The organism is Pseudomonas syringae group sp. J248-6, from assembly GCF_032586995.1.
GTDB classification, from domain to species: Bacteria; Pseudomonadota; Gammaproteobacteria; order Pseudomonadales; family Pseudomonadaceae; genus Aquipseudomonas; species Aquipseudomonas amygdali.
Window position 1 is genome coordinate 55,887 of record NZ_JAWHOP010000006.1, and the last position, 18,222, is coordinate 74,108.

At 58.5% G+C, this 18,222-nt stretch carries 16 protein-coding genes; 1 reads left to right on the plus strand and 15 read right to left on the minus strand.

The annotated features are described in order from the left end of the window. Positions 1-6: 6 nt before the first annotated feature. The 6 genes from RYC17_RS10085 to RYC17_RS10110 all read right to left on the minus strand — a co-directional run bounded on the left by RYC17_RS10085 (position 7) and on the right by RYC17_RS10110 (position 5,036). A complete protein-coding gene (locus tag RYC17_RS10085; RefSeq protein ID WP_002554702.1) occupies positions 7-642 on the minus strand; it encodes a protein-L-isoaspartate(D-aspartate) O-methyltransferase in 636 nt (211 codons plus the stop codon). Positions 643-683: 41 nt separating this feature from the next. Next, positions 684-1,433 carry a 5'/3'-nucleotidase SurE gene (gene surE / locus RYC17_RS10090; RefSeq protein WP_316902920.1) on the minus strand — a complete coding sequence of 250 codons (750 nt, stop codon included), beginning with the start codon at positions 1,431-1,433 and terminating at the stop codon, positions 684-686. Next, positions 1,421-2,479: a tRNA pseudouridine(13) synthase TruD gene (gene truD / locus RYC17_RS10095; protein WP_058399662.1), complete on the minus strand. Its 1,059-nt coding sequence runs from the start codon at positions 2,477-2,479 to the stop codon at positions 1,421-1,423. The genes surE and truD overlap by 13 nt, the downstream gene beginning before the upstream one ends. Beyond that, positions 2,476-2,949 (minus strand): 2-C-methyl-D-erythritol 2,4-cyclodiphosphate synthase, encoded by a 474-nt coding sequence (gene ispF / locus RYC17_RS10100; protein WP_002554705.1) that lies wholly within the window; start codon positions 2,947-2,949, stop codon positions 2,476-2,478. Before ispF ends, truD begins: the two co-directional genes overlap by 4 nt. A gap of 53 nt (positions 2,950-3,002) precedes the next feature. Further along, entirely contained in the window at positions 3,003-3,848 is an 846-nt protein-coding gene (fghA, locus tag RYC17_RS10105; RefSeq protein ID WP_122280198.1) for an S-formylglutathione hydrolase, read from the minus strand. 75 nt (positions 3,849-3,923) lie between these two features. Further along, on the minus strand, positions 3,924-5,036 hold the full coding sequence (locus RYC17_RS10110) for an S-(hydroxymethyl)glutathione dehydrogenase/class III alcohol dehydrogenase (protein ID WP_002554707.1): 1,113 nt from the start codon (positions 5,034-5,036) through the stop codon (positions 3,924-3,926). A 110-nt stretch (positions 5,037-5,146) separates the two neighbouring features. Here RYC17_RS10110 and RYC17_RS10115 point away from each other — a divergent pair, with 110 nt between their 5' ends. Next, the gene (locus tag RYC17_RS10115) at positions 5,147-6,037 is read left to right on the plus strand and encodes a LysR family transcriptional regulator (protein ID WP_170947352.1); all 891 of its coding nucleotides are present in this window, start codon (positions 5,147-5,149) and stop codon (positions 6,035-6,037) included. Here the strand turns inward: RYC17_RS10115 and ispD are convergent, their stop codons facing one another. The 9 genes from ispD to rnhB all read right to left on the minus strand — a co-directional run bounded on the left by ispD (position 6,038) and on the right by rnhB (position 18,221). Beyond that, entirely contained in the window at positions 6,038-6,748 is a 711-nt protein-coding gene (gene ispD, locus RYC17_RS10120; RefSeq protein ID WP_004657939.1) for a 2-C-methyl-D-erythritol 4-phosphate cytidylyltransferase, read from the minus strand. It lies immediately after the preceding gene. Positions 6,749-6,761: 13 nt separating this feature from the next. Beyond that, entirely contained in the window at positions 6,762-7,040 is a 279-nt protein-coding gene (gene ftsB / locus RYC17_RS10125; RefSeq protein WP_002554710.1) for a cell division protein FtsB, read from the minus strand. 190 nt (positions 7,041-7,230) lie between these two features. Beyond that, positions 7,231-8,517, minus strand: a complete 1,287-nt coding sequence (gene eno / locus RYC17_RS10130; RefSeq protein ID WP_004666020.1) for a phosphopyruvate hydratase — start codon at positions 8,515-8,517, stop codon at positions 7,231-7,233. Between the two features lie 139 nt (positions 8,518-8,656). Further along, positions 8,657-9,502 (minus strand): 3-deoxy-8-phosphooctulonate synthase, encoded by an 846-nt coding sequence (gene kdsA, locus RYC17_RS10135; protein WP_004666021.1) that lies wholly within the window; start codon positions 9,500-9,502, stop codon positions 8,657-8,659. A 14-nt stretch (positions 9,503-9,516) separates the two neighbouring features. Continuing rightward, positions 9,517-11,148: a CTP synthase gene (locus tag RYC17_RS10140; RefSeq protein ID WP_002554712.1), complete on the minus strand. Its 1,632-nt coding sequence runs from the start codon at positions 11,146-11,148 to the stop codon at positions 9,517-9,519. A gap of 263 nt (positions 11,149-11,411) precedes the next feature. Further along, positions 11,412-12,749, minus strand: coding sequence for a tRNA lysidine(34) synthetase TilS (gene tilS, locus RYC17_RS10145; protein ID WP_316902922.1), 1,338 nt, complete (start codon positions 12,747-12,749; stop codon positions 11,412-11,414). A 152-nt stretch (positions 12,750-12,901) separates the two neighbouring features. Further along, positions 12,902-13,849 (minus strand): acetyl-CoA carboxylase carboxyl transferase subunit alpha, encoded by a 948-nt coding sequence (gene accA / locus RYC17_RS10150; protein ID WP_058407350.1) that lies wholly within the window; start codon positions 13,847-13,849, stop codon positions 12,902-12,904. A 128-nt stretch (positions 13,850-13,977) separates the two neighbouring features. After that, the gene (dnaE, locus tag RYC17_RS10155) at positions 13,978-17,499 is read right to left on the minus strand and encodes a DNA polymerase III subunit alpha (protein WP_002554715.1); all 3,522 of its coding nucleotides are present in this window, start codon (positions 17,497-17,499) and stop codon (positions 13,978-13,980) included. Between the two features lie 68 nt (positions 17,500-17,567). Next, positions 17,568-18,221, minus strand: a complete 654-nt coding sequence (gene rnhB, locus RYC17_RS10160; protein WP_058399658.1) for a ribonuclease HII — start codon at positions 18,219-18,221, stop codon at positions 17,568-17,570. Position 18,222 lies beyond the last annotated feature (1 nt).

The following is an 18,222-nucleotide window of genomic DNA, read 5'->3' on the forward strand; positions in this document are numbered from 1 at the left end:
CAATCTTCACGCGATTGGCCCGTTGAGCAGTGGCACGAAGCGCACAGCCCCCAGTACGTGCCGGGAAAAACCGTTTTCTTCACGGATGATCAGCATCAATTGCTGAACCTCTCCCGAACCCACCGGGATGACCAGCCGACCTCCAGGTGCCAGTTGATCAAGCAGCGCCTGCGGTACGTCGGTTGCCACTGCCGTGACGATGATGCCGTTATAAGGTGCCAGAGCAGGCCAGCCTTCCCAGCCGTCGCCCCAGCGGAAAACCACATTACGCAGATTGAGCTCGACCAGACGCTCCTTGGCGCGGTCCTGAAGGACTTTGATACGCTCGACCGAAAATACACGCTCCACCAGTTGCGCCAGCACCGCGGTTTGGTAGCCCGACCCTGTACCGATCTCCATGACCTTGTCCAGCGGACCGGCTGCCAATAGCAGCTCGCTCATCCGCGCGACCATGTAAGGCTGGGAAATCGTCTGGTTGTGACCGATGGGCAGCGCTGTGTCTTCATAAGCGCGATGCGCCAGCGCTTCATCGACAAACAGATGCCGGGGCGTCTTGCGAATGACGTCCAGCACCCGCTGGTTGGAAATACCCTCTTCGCAGAGGCGCTGGATCAGACGTTCACGGGTGCGCTGCGAGGTCATCCCGATCCCGCGACGCAATAGATCATCCTGCTCGCGCGACATCAACGAAGACCCTCCAGCCAGGTATTCAGGCTGCTGAATCCGTCCTGATAAGTTCGATCCAGCTGCAACGGCGTAATCGATACGTAACCCTGTATGACCGCATGGAAGTCGGTGCCAGCACCGCCGTCCTCGACATCGCCGGCAGCGGCAATCCAGTAGCCGGCACGACCACGCGGATCGACAACCTTTATCGGCGCCGCAGCACGGGCACGGTGCCCCAGTCGGGTCAGTTGAATGCCGCGGATATGCTCAAGCGGCAAGTTCGGAATATTCACGTTCAGTACCGTGCGGGGTGGCAGGTCGAGTTGCTCATGGGCCTCGACCAGCAAACGCGCATAATGCGCCGCCGTCGCCAGATTATCCGGCTGACGTGACAAAAACGAAAAGGCAAACGACGGGCGCTGCAGAAAACGCCCTTCAAGCGCTGCAGCGACCGTTCCCGAATACAGTACATCGTCGCCCAGATTGGCACCCAGGTTGATACCTGAAACCACCATGTCCGGTTGATGCTCCAATAACCCATGAATCCCCAGATGCACGCAGTCGGTCGGCGTACCATTGAGACTGATGAAGCCGTTGGCCAGTGTATGTGGGTGCAAAGGCCGGTCGAGTGTCAGGGAACTACTGGCACCGCTTTTGTCCTGATCAGGGGCGATCACCACGCACTCGGCATAGTCCGCCAGCGCCGCATGAAGCGCGACAAGACCGGGCGCGTTCACCCCGTCATCATTTGATATCAGAATACGCATGGGCTGTCCGTCTGCCCAACCGGCACCAGATCAATGAGTTCGCGCACTAAAACAGTGGCGAAGCATCCGGGCGGAAGGACGAATTCCAGTTGCAGAATGTCAGACTCGGGATAATGCCACGTCAGCCGCCCAATGGGCAGTCGCAGGATGCGCCGTTCGTGCTCCATGCCCGCTCTGACCAGCCAGTCACGCAACGCAGACTCATCATTGGCAATGGCATTTTCCAGCTCTGCCGTCGCGCCACCCGCTGGCGAAGGGCCTTCACCCCACTGTGGCCCGGTAGGGTGCAGATCGAGAATCGCCAGCCGAGGATCGCTGCACTCATCAACGCCCGCCGGAAAAAAGCTGCGGCTGTCGGTGAAAGCCAGCAAATCCCCTACCTGAGCCTTTTCCCAGCTGCCATCGGCAACGCGGGCTGCCAGTACTCGATTGAACAGATAGCTGCGCGCCGTGGATAACAGTCGCGAACGCACCGCACGTTGCTCAGGCAACGCTTTGCGGGCAGCGTAATCGCGTGCTTCGCCAAGATTTCCGCCCTGATAACCGAAACGCTGCGCGCCGAAATAATTGGGGATGCCCTGCCGGGCAATGGTTTCAAGACGCTGATTCAAAGCGTCCGTGTCGGCATCCAGTTGCGTAAGCCGCAATGTAAAGCCATTCGCAGCGTGAGCACCGCGTTGCAGCTTGCGCTTATGTCGAGTGCTTTTGAGAATCTGCAGCGTATCGTCCTGCGCGGCCGACAGATCAGGATCGGCTTTGCCCGGCAGTTGAATGCTGAACCACTGGCGGGTCAGTGCCTGGCGGTCCTTGAGACCGGCATAGCTGACCGTACGCAACTGCACCCCCGCGGCCCGGGCCAGCCGACGTGCCGCCTCTTCGGTATTCAGGCCGCGTTTTTCGACCCACAGCCATAAATGCTCGCCATCGCCTGAAAGCGGAATGTCCAGCACCTCGTCGACCTGAAAGTCTTCGGCAGTCGCCTTGAGGGCTGCACGACCCAGTGCATCGCCGTAGGCCCTGGGGCCAAGCAGTTCAAGTTCATTCATGCGCGCAGCAACAACGCAACGGCATGCACCGCGATGCCTTCTTCGCGCCCGGTAAAGCCGAGTTTTTCTGTCGTTGTCGCTTTCACGTTCACCTGATCCAGCTCAACCTGCAGATCTTCAGCGATCAAGGCGCGCATGGCATCGATATGCGGTGCCATTTTTGGTGCCTGGGCAACGATGGTGGCGTCGACATTACCGACTTTCCAGCCTTTGCCGTGGATCTGCTTGAGGACATGACGCAGCAGCACGCGGCTGTCGGCACCCTTGAATTGCGGATCGGTGTCAGGAAAGTGCTTGCCGATATCGCCCAGTGCCGCGGCCCCCAAAAGCGCATCGCTCAGGGCATGCAGCAGGACATCGCCATCGGAATGGGCCAGCAGGCCGAACCCGTGTGCAATCCGCACGCCGCCCAAGGTAATGAAGTCGCCTTCAGCGAAACGGTGCACATCATAGCCATGGCCAATACGCATAAAAAAACGCCCTGAAAAAAGTCAGGGCGTGATTCTACCTGCTTTGGCGCTGGTTAGCTGTTCAAGGCTTCAGCGTGATGCCTTAGATGGTCTTCGATGAAGCTGGCGATGAAGAAATAACTGTGGTCATAACCTGGCTGCATCCGCAAGGTCAGCGGATAGTTCGCAGCCTTGGCGGCCTGAACCAGAACTTCAGGCTTGAGCTGATTGACCAGAAAATCATCACGATCACCCTGATCCACCAGCGTCGGCAGCTTTTCGGAAGCCTGCGCAATCAGAACGCTGGCATCCCACTCGCGCCAGCGAGAACGGTCTTCACCCAGATAACGGGAAAATGCCTTTTGCCCCCAGGGGCAATCGATCGGATTACTGATCGGCGAAAACGCCGATACCGAGCGATAGCGGCCAGGATTGCGCAGTGCGCAGACCAGCGCCCCATGCCCGCCCATCGAGTGGCCGCTGATACTGCGTGCCTCTGACGCCGGGAAGTGCTCTTCGATAAGGGCTGGCAGCTCCCTGACGACGTAATCATGCATCTGGTAATGCCGCGCATAAGGCTGTTCGGTGGCATTGAGATAGAAGCCCGCCCCTTGACCGAAGTCCCAGGCGCCGTCAGGGTCGTCGGCTACGTCGGCACCGCGCGGGCTGGTATCAGGTGCCACGATGATAATGCCCAGCTCGGCCGCAAGCCGGTGAGCGGCGGCTTTCTGCATGAAGTTCTCGTCGGTGCAGGTCAGGCCGGAAAGCCAGTACAACACGGGCAGCTTGCCGCCCTGCTCTGCCTGCGGCGGCAGATAGACTGCAAACACCATGTCACAACCCAGTACTTGAGAGTGGTGTTTGTAACGCTTGTGCCAGCCGCCGAAGCTTTTCTGGCAGGAAATATTTTCCAAAGGCATGTCGCTTCCTCCAGTTGCAAGCGGCAAGCTACAAGCATGTAACAAATCTTCGTGCTTGCCGCTTGCCGCCGCTCCTCAAAAATGAATGACGGTGCGGATGCTTTTGCCTTCATGCATCAGGTCGAACGCCTTGTTGATGTCTTCCAGGCCCATGGTATGGGTAATGAACGTATCCAGCGGAATTTCACCGGTCTGCGCCATGTCGACATAGCTTGGCAATTCGGTGCGGCCACGCACGCCACCAAATGCCGAACCGCGCCAAACGCGCCCGGTCACCAGCTGGAACGGACGGGTAGAGATTTCCTGACCGGCACCGGCCACGCCGATGATGACCGACTCGCCCCAGCCCTTGTGGCAGGATTCCAGCGCTGCACGCATGAGCTGTACATTGCCGATGCACTCAAAGGAGAAATCCACCCCGCCATCGGTCATGTCAACAATGACTTCCTGAATAGGACGGTCGAAATCTTTCGGATTGACGCAATCAGTCGCGCCCAACTGTTTGGCGATCTCGAACTTGGCCGGGTTGATATCGATGGCGATGATTCGAGACGCTTTGGCTTTGACCGCACCGATCAACGCTGAGAGACCGATACCGCCCAGACCGAAGATCGCTACGGTATCGCCAGGCTTGACCTTGGCAGTGTTGAGCACCGCACCGATACCGGTGGTGACACCACAACCCAGCAGGCAGACTTTTTCCAGCGGTGCCTGTTTGTCGATTTTGGCCACCGAGATTTCCGGCAGTACGGTGTATTCGGAGAAAGTCGAGGTGCCCATGTAGTGGAAAATCGGCTCGCCCTTGTAGGAAAAGCGCGTGGTGCCATCCGGCATCAGGCCTTTACCCTGAGTGGCACGAATCGCCTGACACAGGTTGGTCTTGCCCGAGCGGCAGAATTTGCACTGACGGCATTCCGGGGTATACAGCGGAATGACGTGGTCGCCGACCGCGACAGAGGTGACACCTTCGCCAATGGCTTCGACAATTGCACCGCCTTCGTGGCCGAGGATCGACGGAAAAATCCCCTCGGGATCGGCACCGGAAAGTGTGTAGGCATCGGTATGGCAGACGCCGGAGGCCACTACTTTGAGCAGCACTTCTCCCGCCTTGGGCATGGCGACATCGACTTCAACGATCTCCAATGGCTTTTTGGCTTCAAAAGCGACAGCAGCGCGCGACTTGATCATCAAACTTCTCCGACGGGTAAAAACAAGGTTTGCAGTGTAGTACAGTGCCAATTGGCGAGTAATACGGCTAAAAGCAAAACATTAATGCTGTACAGGGATAATCGATGCACATCAATCGCTGGGAAGGTCTGGACGAATTCGTTGCGGTCGCTGAATGCGGCCAGTTCACAGCGGCTGCACAAAGGCTTGGGGTTTCCTCGTCACATATCAGCCGCCAGATCGTGCGCCTTGAAGAACGACTGCAAACCCGTTTGCTTTATCGCAGCACGCGCAAGGTCGCGCTGACAGAGGCTGGTCAAACTTTTTTGCATCACTGCCAACGCTTGCAGGACGGCCGCGAAGAAGCACTGCGCGCTGTAGGCGATCTGGCCAGCGAGCCGAAAGGGTTGCTGCGCATGACCTGCGCTGTGGCTTATGGCGAGCGCTTCATCACGCCCCTGGTGACACGCTTCATGGACCTGTATCCGCACTTGCGGGTCGACATTGAGCTGAGCAACGAAACGCTTGATCTGGTGCATGAAGGAATGGATCTGGCGATTCGCCTTGGCCGGCTACAGGATTCGCGCATGGTTGCAACCCGCCTCGCGCCACGGCAAATGTATCTGTGTGCTGCGCCTTCCTACATTGAACGCTACGGGCGACCTCACAGCCTGTCGGAACTGAATCGCCACAACTGTCTGGTCGGGGGCAGCGATACCTGGCAGCTTCAGCAGAATGGCCGCGAGTTTTCTCAGAGAGTGCAAGGCAACTGGCGCTGCAACAGCGGTCAGGCGGTTCTGGATGCCGCGCTACATGGGGTTGGCCTGTGTCAGTTGCCAGACTATTACGTGCAGAAACACCTCAATGACGGAACGCTGGTTTCATTGCTGGAAGCCCATCAACCGCCCAATACTGCCGTTTGGGCGCTCTATCCGCAGCAAAGGCACCTGTCGCCCAAGGTACGCAAGCTGGTGGACTACCTTAAAGAAGGATTGGCGATGCGTGATGAGTACCGCCAGTAGCTAACGGCCGAACTCAGTGCGGCGTTGACGCAACCATTCAAGATCCTCGGGGCGAGTGACCTTGATGTTATCGGACCGCCCTTCGACCAGTCGCGGCGACTGCCCTGCCCACTCGATCGCCGATGCTTCATCGGTGATGCTCACATTCGACACCAGACTGTCCGCCAAGGCGCGATGCAGGGCCCCAAGACGAAACATCTGCGGCGTGAATGCTTGCCAGATCAGGCTCCGGTCCACGGTTTCAAGCACGCGACCACTGCTGTCGGCACGTTTGAGGGTATCCCGGGCCGGTACGGCCAGCAGGCCGCCAACCGGGTCGTCAGCCAGCTCTCCGAGCAGATTATCCAGATCACTACGCGCCAGATTAGGGCGCGCAGCGTCATGCACAAGCACCCAGTCATTGTCGCTCGCGCCCTGAGCATGCAGGTGCAGAAGCGCATTGAGCACCGAGCCTGAACGCTCGCTGCCGCCATCCACTCGCTGAATGCGGGCATCTTTAGCGCAGGGCAATGCAGCCCAGTAAGGGTCGTCCACAGCCAGACTGATCACCAGGCCCTTGAGCCGAGGGTGATCGAGAAAGCAAAGCAGGCTGTGTTCAAGAATTGTCAGGCCGCCCAGTTGCAAATATTGCTTGGGACGGTCAGCTGCCATGCGAGCACCAATGCCCGCTGCAGGTATCACTGCCCAGAAGGCAGGAAGAAAGTCTTTCATGGCACCAACTTGATTATTGCGCGAGCTGGTAAAGGGTTTCGCCGTCCTTGACCATGCCGAGTTCATGTCGGGCACGTTCTTCGACGGTTTCCAGACCCTTTTTCAACTCCATGACCTCGGCATCAAGCACGCGGTTGCGCTCCAGCAGCACCTCATTCTCAGCGTGCTGGTCGGCAATCTGCTGAGTCAGGCTGGCCACTTGCGCAAGGCTTCCGTTACCGACCCAAAGGCGGTACTGCAAGCCAGCCAGCAACAGGAGCAGGACGAGGAACAACCAGTTAGGACTGCGCATTGAAATATCAGGTACCCAGTAAAAAAGACAGCAGAGCCAACGTGAACAACAAACGACTGAGGGCATTGAGCCTGACATAAGCCAGGCTCAATCACTCCAGATTACCGCGGAGCGTCAGCATCAGAGCTGCACAGGCAAGTCAGGTGACTCGAGTCTGTGCAGCACTCTGCGTCTTTTTACCATCTATGGCTCAACCGCGAAACTCGGCACGACCACGATACGCGGCCTTGGAGCCCAATTGCTCTTCGATGCGCAGCAGTTGGTTGTACTTGGAAACGCGGTCGGAGCGGCACAGCGAACCGGTTTTGATCTGACCGGCAGACGTGCCCACAGCCAGGTCGGCAATGGTCGAGTCTTCGGTTTCGCCGGAACGGTGAGAGATGATCGCAGTGTAACCGGCAGCCTTGGCCATCTGAATGGCTTCCAGCGTTTCGGTCAGGGAGCCGATCTGGTTGAACTTGATCAGAATCGAGTTGGCGATCTTCTTGTCGATGCCTTCTTTCAGGATCTTGGTGTTGGTTACGAACAGGTCGTCACCGACCAGTTGGACTTTCTCGCCGATCTTGTCGGTGAGAACTTTCCAGCCATCCCAATCAGACTCGTCCAGACCGTCTTCAATGGAAATGATCGGATGCTTGCGCGTCAGCTCGGCAAGGTATTCGGCAAACTCGGCGGAGCTGTACTCGCCCTCTTCGCTGAGTTTGTACTTGCCGTTCTTGTAGAACTCGCTCGCCGCGCAGTCCAGCGCCAGGGTCACGTCGGTGCCCAGCGTGTAACCCGCATTGGCGACGGCTTCGGCAATAGCGTCGAGCGCTTCCTTGTTGGACGCCAGGTTAGGCGCGAAACCGCCTTCGTCGCCAACAGCGGTGTTCAGGCCACGCGCCTTGAGCACTGCCTTGAGGTGATGGAAAATCTCGGTGCCCCAGCGCAGGCCTTCAGCGAAGGTTTTGGCGCCGACAGGCTGGATCATGAATTCCTGGATGTCGATGTTGTTATCAGCATGCTCGCCACCGTTGATGATGTTCATCATCGGCACCGGCATGGAGTACACGCCCGGTGTGCCATTGAGGTTGGCGATGTGCGCGTACAACGGCAGATCCTGATCCTGAGCCGCCGCCTTGGCAGCTGCCAGGGAGACCGCAAGAATTGCGTTTGCACCCAGGCTTGCCTTGTTCTCGGTGCCGTCCAGCTTGATCATCGCGTGATCCAGAGCCTTCTGGTCAACCGGGTCCTTGCCCAGAAGCAGGTCACGGATAGGGCCGTTGATGTTGGCTACAGCCTTCAGAACGCCCTTGCCCATGTAACGGCTCTTGTCGCCATCACGCAGCTCCAGCGCTTCGCGCGAGCCGGTTGAAGCACCAGACGGCGCGCAGGCGCTGCCAACGATGCCGTTATCGAGGACCACATCTGCTTCTACAGTGGGATTGCCACGGGAGTCGAGAACTTCACGACCTTTGATGTCGACGATTTTTGCCATTGTTGTAAACACTCCAAGATTGACGAAAACGACGCAGCTGGGAAAACAATGCTCGCAGTCAGACGCAGAAAAAGGCAGGTCTGAATGCGACAACCCCGTCACGAATGACGGGGAACGGCACTTTACCGGAGAACCCTGTTCAAGCGGTCTCTACGATCGGAAAACTTTTGACAAGTTCATCCAGTGACTTGAGCTGGGCCAGGAACGGCTCCAGCTTGTCCAGACGCAGGGCACACGGGCCGTCGCATTTGGCGTTGTCAGGGTCCGGATGCGCTTCAAGGAACAGGCCGGCCAGATTCTGGCTGATGCCTGCCTTGGCCAGATCCAGGACCTGAGCGCGGCGGCCACCGGCAGAATCGGAGCGACCACCCGGCATTTGCAGGGCGTGTGTCACATCGAACAGGATCGGGTATTCGAACTGCTTCATGACGCCGAAGCCGAGCATGTCCACCACCAGATTGTTGTAACCGAAGCTGGAACCCCGCTCGCAGAGAATCAACTGATCATTACCCGCCTCTTCGCACTTGGTCAGGATGTGTTTCATTTCCTGAGGTGCGAGAAACTGGGCTTTCTTGATGTTGATGACTGCGCCGGTCTTCGCCATCGCAACGACCAGATCGGTCTGACGCGACAGGAAGGCCGGCAACTGGATGATGTCGCACACTTCGGCAACCACGGCAGCCTGATGAGGCTCGTGCACGTCGGTGATCAACGGCACGTTGAAGGTGCGCTTGATCTCTTCGAAAATGCGCATGCCCTCTTCAAGGCCCGGCCCGCGGTAGGAATTCACCGAAGAGCGGTTGGCCTTGTCGAAGCTGGCTTTGAACACGTAAGGGATACCGAGCTTTTCGGTCACCCTTACGTACTCTTCACAGACCTGCATGGCCATATCCCGGGACTCGAGTACGTTCATGCCGCCGAACAGCACCATTGGCTTGTCGTTGGCGATCTCGATCGAACCTACGCGAATTGTTTTCTGAGCCATGTGTGAAGTCCCTGTCAGGAGTTTTTCTGATGTTGAGCCAGTGCCGCCTTGACGAAACCGCTGAACAGCGGATGACCGTCACGGGGCGTGGAAGTGAATTCCGGGTGGAACTGGCAAGCGACGAACCATGGATGATCCGGTGCTTCGACCACTTCAACCAGCGCACCGTCGCCGGAGCGACCGGAAATCTTCAGGCCTGCCTCGATCAGTTGTGGCAGCAGGTTGTTGTTCACTTCATAGCGATGACGATGACGCTCGACAATCACGTCCTTGCGGTAGCAGTCGTGTACCAGCGAACCGGCTTCAAGCTGGCAATCCTGTGCCCCTAGACGCATGGTGCCGCCCAGATCGGAACTTTCGGTACGGGTTTCGACTGCACCGGTGGCATCTTCCCACTCGGTGATGAGACCCACCACGGCGTGCGCGCTGGTACGGTTGAACTCGGTGGAGTTGGCGTCTTTCCAGCCCAGCACGTTACGTGCGAACTCGATGACCGCCACTTGCATGCCCAGGCAGATGCCCAGATACGGCACCTTGTTTTCCCGTGCAAACTGGACGGCAGTGATCTTGCCCTCGACGCCGCGCAGGCCAAAGCCGCCTGGAACCAGAATCGCATCCACGCCTTCCAGCAGGCCGGTGCCCTGGTTTTCGATGTCTTCGGAATCGATATAACGCAGGTTCACCTTGGTACGGTTGGTGATACCGGCGTGGCTCATGGCTTCGATCAACGACTTGTAGGCGTCGAGCAACTCCATGTACTTGCCGACCATCGCGATGGTGACTTCGTGCTCGGGGTTGAGCTTGGCGTCGACGACCTTGTCCCACTCGGACAGATCGGCACCCTCGCATTGCAGGCCGAAGCGCTCGACCACAAAATCGTCCAGGCCTTGCGAATGCAGGATGCCCGGGATCTTGTAGATGGTGTCCGCGTCTTCAAGGGCGATAACCGCACGCTCTTCAACGTTGGTGAACTGAGCGATCTTGCGACGCGAGGACACGTCGATCGGGTGGTCGGAGCGGCAAACCAGTACATCAGGCTGCAGACCGATTGAGCGCAATTCTTTCACCGAATGCTGAGTCGGCTTGGTCTTGGTCTCGCCGGCAGTGGCTATGTAAGGCACCAGCGTCAGGTGCATCAGCATCGCGCGGCGTGCGCCCACTTCGAAACGCAACTGGCGGATGGCCTCGAGGAACGGCTGCGACTCGATGTCACCCACCGTACCGCCGATTTCGACCAGCGCCACGTCGGCATCGCCTGCACCCTTGATGATGCGGCGCTTGATTTCGTCGGTGATATGCGGAATGACCTGAATGGTCGCCCCCAGATAATCACCACGGCGCTCTTTGCGCAGGACGTGTTCGTACACACGGCCGGTGGTGAAGTTGTTGTTCTGGGTCATGGTGGTGCGGATGAACCGCTCGTAGTGACCAAGGTCCAGGTCGGTCTCGGCGCCGTCGTGAGTGACGAACACCTCACCGTGCTGGAACGGGCTCATGGTGCCTGGGTCCACGTTGATGTAGGGATCCAGTTTGAGCATGGTGACCTTGAGTCCCCGCGCCTCCAGGATGGCCGCCAATGAAGCCGAGGCAATGCCTTTCCCCAATGAAGAAACAACACCGCCCGTGACGAAGATGTAGCGCGTCATGAAAAACCCTAGAAGTCTGCGTTAAAGCGGTCAGAGCCGCCGGGGATAGCGAAGGAAGGCCGAAGCCCCCGATTACCGACAAAATTCACGGTGCACTCCCGAAACTGCTGCGTTGAAACCGACCGGCCGAAGCCAGTGTGGTGCGCGCTACATTTTAAGAATTACCCAGTAAACACTGGTTGGTAACCGGCAACTTGCGTTGTTTCAAAAGAACCAACAGAAGTTGTATCAAGAAGGGAGCGTAGTCTACCTGAAAGGGCCTTTCAGCTCAAACTTTGGTCGCTGGTCGGTACAACCCAGTGCAAACGCCAGCTTTCATTGGGCGAACCGTCCAGTCCAGGCAGGTTGGCGACGGCCAGCAGGTCATTATCACAGTAGAGCAGCGGCAATCTGCCGCGCAGAAAAACCGGTACAGCCTGTTCGTTGAGCAACCGTTTCAGATCACGACTGCCGCGTCCGCCGAGGTGCATCACCTCACCTCCCCGCCGGTAGCGGATTTGCAGAGCGCCACACGGCACATCACCTTCAAGGCTTACCCAGCCATTGCCCGGCAAGTGCAACGGTGTGCGGCAGTCGGGCCAGTCTGTTACCGGGTGACGGACATGCTCCCAGTCAGCGGGCACCCACCAGATGCAGCCCTGCGCCCTGTGCAGCTCGCCATCGGCAAGCCGCCACAGCGGACGGGCATCCTGCGCTGCTTCGCGCAATGCCTCCCAGCCAGCCCAGTGATCGGTATCCGGCAAACGCGTCAACGGCGCAAGCCAGTGGCGCAGTGCATTGCGCTGCCTTGCTGCGGACAGCACGGCAAGCGGGCCAATGCTCAGCACCGGCAAACCAAGCCAGGCAAATGGTGTCGTGGCCTGGGCACCGGCCAGATCCTGCACCGCAAGCTCGTCCAGCAATTGCTGTGCTTCGCCAAGGTGGCACGCCGTGCGCGCCAGACTGGTCGATGCCTGAGGCCATCTTGAGGTCAGCAATGGCAGCACGTCACTGCGCAAAAAGTTGCGCGAGAACCGGGAGTCGTCGTTGCTCGGGTCTTCGACCCAATTCAGGCCGTGCTGATACGCGTAGCCTTCAAGTTCGGCACGAGACACTGCCAGCAGCGGTCGCACCAGATGCCCACGCCCCAGAATTCGCCGATCGGGCATGGCAGCCAGACCGCGCACACCAGCGCCGCGCAGCAGGCGGAACAACAGGGTCTCAGCCTGATCGTCACGGTGCTGGCCGGTGAGCAATACATCCCCCTCAGCCAGCCTGCCAGTGAAAGCGGTGTAACGCGCCTGCCGGGCAGCCTGCTCGATGCTCGCACCAGGATCGACGCTTACCCGAACCAGCTCAAATGCCACACCCAGCGCCTGACAAACCTGCCGACAATGTTCAGGCCACGCATCGGCAGCGGCCTGCAGGCCGTGATGAACGTGAATGGCATGTAAGACAGGCAAGGTTTCGCATTTGGCCAGTTCAGCCAGAAGATGCAACAGCACCGTGGAGTCCAGGCCACCGGAAAAGCCGATATGCCAGGTTGGCGCGTTGCGCCAGGGAGCCAAAGCCTGAAGGAGCCTGGCAGGAAGGTCATGACCGCTATATGTGGAGGTGGTCATTGGTGTTTCTCACCGGACTTCGCTTATTCACGCACTGATCGGTCCAGTGCTCAAGCCAGCCCTTTCGCGAACAAACGAAGCGTCGCGCGGTTCGCTCCCACGTCCTTTGGGCAGAAGCCCGCAAGACGTGGAAACAATCGGGGCGACGCAGCTTACAGACCGTAGCTCATCAGACGGTCATAACGACGGGCCAGCAGCTCATCGTTATCGAACGCCTTGAGCATCGCCAACTGGCTGCTCAGCTCTTCACGAATCAACGCAGCGGCAGCAACCGGGTCGCGATGTGCACCGCCCAGTGGCTCGGCGATAACCTTGTCGACGATGCCCAGACCTTTCAGGCGATCAGCGGTGATACCCATCGCTTCAGCAGCATCCGGTGCCTTCTCGGCGGTTTTCCACAGAATCGACGCGCAGCCTTCCGGGGAGATCACCGCGTAAGTCGAATACTGCAGCATGTTCAACTGGTCGCATACGCCAATCGCCAGCGCACCACCGGAACCGCCTTCGCCGATAACGGTAGCGATGATCGGCGTCTTGAGACGGGCCATCACGCGCAGGTTCCAGGCAATCGCTTCGCTCTGGTTGCGCTCTTCCGCGTCGATGCCAGGGTAGGCACCCGGTGTGTCGATGAAGGTCAGAATCGGCATCTTGAAGCGTTCGGCCATCTCCATCAGACGGCAAGCCTTGCGATAGCCCTCGGGACGCGGCATGCCGAAGTTGCGACGAACCTTCTCGCGCACTTCACGACCTTTCTGGTGGCCGATAACCATGACCGGCTGGCCGTCGAGACGGGCAATACCGCCGACGATTGCTGCGTCATCCGAGAAATGACGATCACCGTGCAGCTCATCGAACTCGGTAAAGATGTTTTCGATGTAGTCCAGCGTGTAGGGACGACGCGGATGGCGTGCCATGCGCGCGATCTGCCAGCTGGTCAGATTGCCGAAGATGCTTTCGGTAAGCGTCTTGCTCTTGTCTTGCAGCCGGGAGATCTCGTCGCCGATGTTCAGCGAGTTGTCGTTACCCACCAAGCGCAGTTCTTCGATTTTGGCCTGCAAGTCAGCGATAGGCTGTTCGAAATCAAGAAAATTCGGGTTCATAGGCATCCGTCTTGGGTCGACGGCCAAGAGGCCGGCCGGTTGATCCGTCTGCGCCGTTCCTGTTCGGAACCGGCGCGTTCAGGTCGAAATTAAAATTCAGGGTTGAGCGCAAGTCGAGCCTGCGACGTTCAACGATACTGGAGAAAGACGTTCTCACGTCCGAACTGGTCACGCAGAGCTTGAATCAAGCTGTCAGCGGGATCAATGCGCCATGCTTCTCCCAATTGCAGCAATGCACGGGCGTCCTGCCCCGTGTAGTCCACTGTGATCGGACAGGCACCGCGATGGCGCTTGCACAGATCACCCAACCAGCGCAGCCGGTCGCCCTTGAGTGCTTCGGCGCGTACCGTCACTCGCAGGCTCTCGGCCAGATTGGTGCGCGCATCTTCGATACTCATGACCCGCTTGGCGCGCAACCGCAGCCCCCCGGAGAAGTCATCATTACTGACTTCGCCTTCGACCACCACCATAGCATCGGTCTGCAGCAGTGATTGAGCCGAATGAAACGCTTCGGCAAACAGTGATGCTTCAATGCGTGCAGAGCGATCGTCCAGGGTAATGAACCCCATCTTGTCGCCCTTCTTGTTCTTCATTACGCGCAAGGCAATGATCAGGCCGGCCACCGTCTGGGTGTCTCTGGCGGGCTTGAGGTCGATGATGCGCTGACGAGCGAAGCGGCGAATCTCGCCTTCATATTCATCGATCGGGTGACCGGTCAGGTACAGGCCCAGGGTTTCCTTTTCACCGCGCAGACGGTCCTTGAGGCTCAGCTCGCGGGTCTTGCGATGATTGGCGTAAACATCGGCATCCGCTTCAACGAACAGGCCGCCAAACAGGTCTGCGTGACCACTGTCGTGGCTGCGCGCGGTCTGCTCTGCCGCCTGAATCGCTTCTTCCAGCGCGGCAAGCAGCACCGAGCGGTTACGATCAATGTTGGCCTGATAGGCCTTGGGTTCCAGTTCGAAGTACGGCCCGAGACGATCCAGCGCACCGCTGCGAATCAGACCGTCCAGGGTTCGCTTGTTGACCCGCTTGAGATCGACGCGGGCGCAGAAATCGAACAGGTCCTTGAACGGCCCGTTCTGACGCGCATCGGTAATCGCCTCGACCGGCCCCTCGCCCACCCCTTTGATGGCACCAAGCCCGTAAAGAATGCGGCCATCATCGCTTACCGTGAATTTGAACTCCGATGTGTTCACGTCCGGCGCGTCGAGGCGCAGCTTCATCGTGCGCACTTCTTCGATCAAGGTCACGACCTTGTCGGTGTTGTGCATATCCGCCGACAATACCGCAGCCATGAACGGTGCCGGGTAGTGAGTCTTCAGCCAGGCGGTCTGATATGACACAAGTCCGTAGGCAGCCGAGTGGGATTTGTTGAAGCCGTAACCGGCGAATTTCTCCACCAGATCGAAAATGTTACCGGCCAGGTCCGGATCGATGTTGTTGGTCTTGCAACCCTCAATGAAACCGCCGCGCTGCTTGGCCATTTCCTCGGGCTTTTTCTTACCCATTGCGCGACGCAGCATGTCTGCACCGCCGAGGGTGTAACCGGCCATGACCTGCGCGATCTGCATCACCTGTTCCTGATACAGGATAATGCCGTAGGTCGGTGCCAGTACCGGCTTCAGTCCTTCGTACTGATAATCGACGTGCGGGTAGGACAGCTCGGCGCGACCGTGTTTACGGTTGATGAAGTCGTCAACCATGCCCGATTGCAGCGGGCCGGGGCGGAACAGCGCCACCAGTGCGATCAAGTCTTCCAGACAGTCGGGCTTGAGCTTTTTGATCAGCTCTTTCATGCCGCGCGACTCTAGCTGGAACACAGCCGTGGTTTCGGCGCGCTGCAGCAGCTGATAGGTCGGCATGTCGTCGAGCGGGATGAACGCGATGTCCAGCGGTTCTTCGTTGACCTTGGCGCGGTCGCGATTGATAGTCTTGAGCGCCCAGTCGATGATGGTCAGGGTGCGCAGACCGAGGAAGTCGAACTTCACCAGCCCCGCCGCCTCGACATCGTCCTTGTCGAACTGGGTTACCAGGCCGTCACCGGCCTCGTCGCAATAGATCGGCGAAAAGTCGGTCAGCTTGGTCGGGGCAATCACCACACCACCGGCGTGCTTACCGACGTTACGCACAATGCCTTCGAGCTTGAGCGCCATCTCCCAGATTTCCGCAGCTTCCTCATCCACCTTGAGGAAATCGCGAAGAATCTCTTCCTGCTCGTAGGCTTTTTCGAGGGTCATGCCGACTTCGAACGGGATCATCTTCGACAGACGATCCGCCAGTCCGTAAGACTTGCCCTGCACCCGCGCCACGTCACGCACCACCGCCTTGGCCGCCATGGAACCGAAGGTGATGATCTGGCTAACCGCATTGCGACCGTATTTCTCGGCCACGTATTCGATCACCCGATCACGGCCGTCCATGCAGAAGTCGACGTCGAAGTCAGGCATGGAAACCCGTTCCGGGTTCAGAAAGCGTTCGAACAGCAGATCGTATTCCAGCGGGTCGAGGTCGGTGATCTTCTGTACATAGGCAACCAGCGATCCGGCACCCGAACCACGACCCGGCCCCACCGGTACGCCATTGCTCTTGGCCCACTGGATGAAGTCCATCACGATCAGGAAGTAACCAGGGAAGCCCATCTGGATGATGATATCCAGCTCGAAATTCAGCCGGTCGACATACACCTGACGCTTGGCTTCGTAATCTTCGGTGGTGTCCTTGGGCAACAGGACGGCAAGACGCTCTTCGAGGCCATCGAACGAAACCTTGCGGAAATACTCATCGATGGTCATGCCATCGGGAATCGGGAAGTTGGGCAAAAAGTGAGTGCCCAGCTTGACGTCGATGTTGCAGCGCTTGGCGATCTCGACGGTGTTTTCCAGCGCCTCGGGCAGGTCGCTGAACAGCTCGGCCATTTCTTCCGGGCTTTTCAGGTATTGCTGATCGCTGTAGTTATGCGAACGACGCGGATCGTCCAGCGCCCGGCCTTCGCCAATACACACGCGAGTCTCGTGGGCTTCGAAATCAGTCTGCTTGATGAAACGCACATCGTTGGTCGCAACCAGCGGCGCACCGTGACGTTCGGCCAAGGCAACAGCGGCATGCAAGTGCTCTTCGTCATTGTTGCGATTGGTGCGCTGCACTTCGATATAGAAACGATCGGGAAATACCGCCATCCATTCGCGCAGCAGTTCGTCCGCCTCGCCGGGGTTGCCGCCGAGCAACGCCATGCCGATCTCGCCTTCCTTTGCAGCGGAAAGCGCAATCACGCCTTCACTGGCCTGCGCGACCCATTGGCGCTGGATGACGATCTGGCCGTTGCGCTGGCCTTCGATAAAACCACGGGAAATCAGTTCGGTCAGGTTCCGATAGCCCTGGGCATTCATGGCCAACAGGCTGATGCGACTGAGCGCAGCGTCTTCATCCCTGCCCGCCAGCCACAAGTCGACACCACAGATTGGCTTGATACCCGAGCCTTGCGCGGCCTTGTAGAACTTGACCAGCGAACACATGTTGTTCTGGTCGGTCACCGCCACGGCAGGCATGTTCATGCCAGTCAGCGCCTTGATCAACGGTTTGACCCGGACCAGACCGTCAACCAGCGAGTATTCGGTGTGCAGGCGTAGATGAACGAAAGAAGCCGGCATGGTGATCCTATAAAACGCGAAAATACAAAAAACGAAGGGCAGGATTGTAACGGGCCCGGGATGAAACGTCAGTCCTGCAATAAACCGACTGGCAGCGGGATCGACCCGCCGATCATTATGGATGCTCGCGCTTCATGGGCTGCACGCACAGGTGCAAAGGAGCGTCGATGAATGGGCGTAGGCCCCAACCGGGCCAATGCCTCCAGATGCACCGGCGTAGGATAACCCTTGTGCCCACCGATGCCATAACCCGGATAGATGAGTTCGAACGCTGCCATTTCCCGATCCCGGCTAACCTTGGCGAGAATCGATGCGGCCGCGATGGCAGGCACCTTGGAGTCGCCTTTTACAACCGGCGCAGAAGGCACTGACAACTGCGGGCAACGGTTGCCGTCGATGAGCGCCAGCTTCGGCGTGATACTCAACCCCTCGACGGCACGTTTCATGGCCAGCATCGTGGCGTGCAAAATATTCAATTCGTCGATTTCTTCAACTTCAGCCCGGGCAATGAACCAGCACAGGGCCTTCTCCTGAATTTCGACGTAGAGCTTTTCGCGCCGGGCTTCAGTCAGCTTCTTTGAGTCGTTGAGCCCGAGAATAGGCCGGGCAGGGTCGAGAATGACTGCCGCCGTCACAACCGCTCCGCACAGCGGGCCGCGGCCTACCTCATCAACACCTGCTACCAGATCCTCGACGAGTGTGAAATCCAGACCTGTTTGCATG

What these genes read in the sequence shown, in the direction of transcription:
- truD (WP_058399662.1), bottom strand. Translation starts at nt 2,479, where the DNA reads ATGAATGAACTTGAACTGCTTGGCCCCAGGGCCTACGGCGATGCACTG.
- ftsB (WP_002554710.1), bottom strand. Translation starts at nt 7,040, where the DNA reads ATGCGCAGTCCTAACTGGTTGTTCCTCGTCCTGCTCCTGTTGCTGGCT.
- rnhB (WP_058399658.1), bottom strand. Translation starts at nt 18,221, where the DNA reads ATGCAAACAGGTCTGGATTTCACACTCGTCGAGGATCTGGTAGCAGGT.
- kdsA (WP_004666021.1), bottom strand. Translation starts at nt 9,502, where the DNA reads ATGGCTCAGAAAACAATTCGCGTAGGTTCGATCGAGATCGCCAACGAC.
- eno (WP_004666020.1), bottom strand. Translation starts at nt 8,517, where the DNA reads ATGGCAAAAATCGTCGACATCAAAGGTCGTGAAGTTCTCGACTCCCGT.
- fghA (WP_122280198.1), bottom strand. Translation starts at nt 3,848, where the DNA reads ATGCCTTTGGAAAATATTTCCTGCCAGAAAAGCTTCGGCGGCTGGCAC.
- surE (WP_316902920.1), bottom strand. Translation starts at nt 1,433, where the DNA reads ATGCGTATTCTGATATCAAATGATGACGGGGTGAACGCGCCCGGTCTT.
- tilS (WP_316902922.1), bottom strand. Translation starts at nt 12,749, where the DNA reads ATGACCACCTCCACATATAGCGGTCATGACCTTCCTGCCAGGCTCCTT.
- RYC17_RS10085 (WP_002554702.1), bottom strand. Translation starts at nt 642, where the DNA reads ATGACCTCGCAGCGCACCCGTGAACGTCTGATCCAGCGCCTCTGCGAA.
- ispD (WP_004657939.1), bottom strand. Translation starts at nt 6,748, where the DNA reads ATGAAAGACTTTCTTCCTGCCTTCTGGGCAGTGATACCTGCAGCGGGC.
- RYC17_RS10140 (WP_002554712.1), bottom strand. Translation starts at nt 11,148, where the DNA reads ATGACGCGCTACATCTTCGTCACGGGCGGTGTTGTTTCTTCATTGGGG.
- accA (WP_058407350.1), bottom strand. Translation starts at nt 13,849, where the DNA reads ATGAACCCGAATTTTCTTGATTTCGAACAGCCTATCGCTGACTTGCAG.
- RYC17_RS10110 (WP_002554707.1), bottom strand. Translation starts at nt 5,036, where the DNA reads ATGATCAAGTCGCGCGCTGCTGTCGCTTTTGAAGCCAAAAAGCCATTG.
- dnaE (WP_002554715.1), bottom strand. Translation starts at nt 17,499, where the DNA reads ATGCCGGCTTCTTTCGTTCATCTACGCCTGCACACCGAATACTCGCTG.
- ispF (WP_002554705.1), bottom strand. Translation starts at nt 2,949, where the DNA reads ATGCGTATTGGCCATGGCTATGATGTGCACCGTTTCGCTGAAGGCGAC.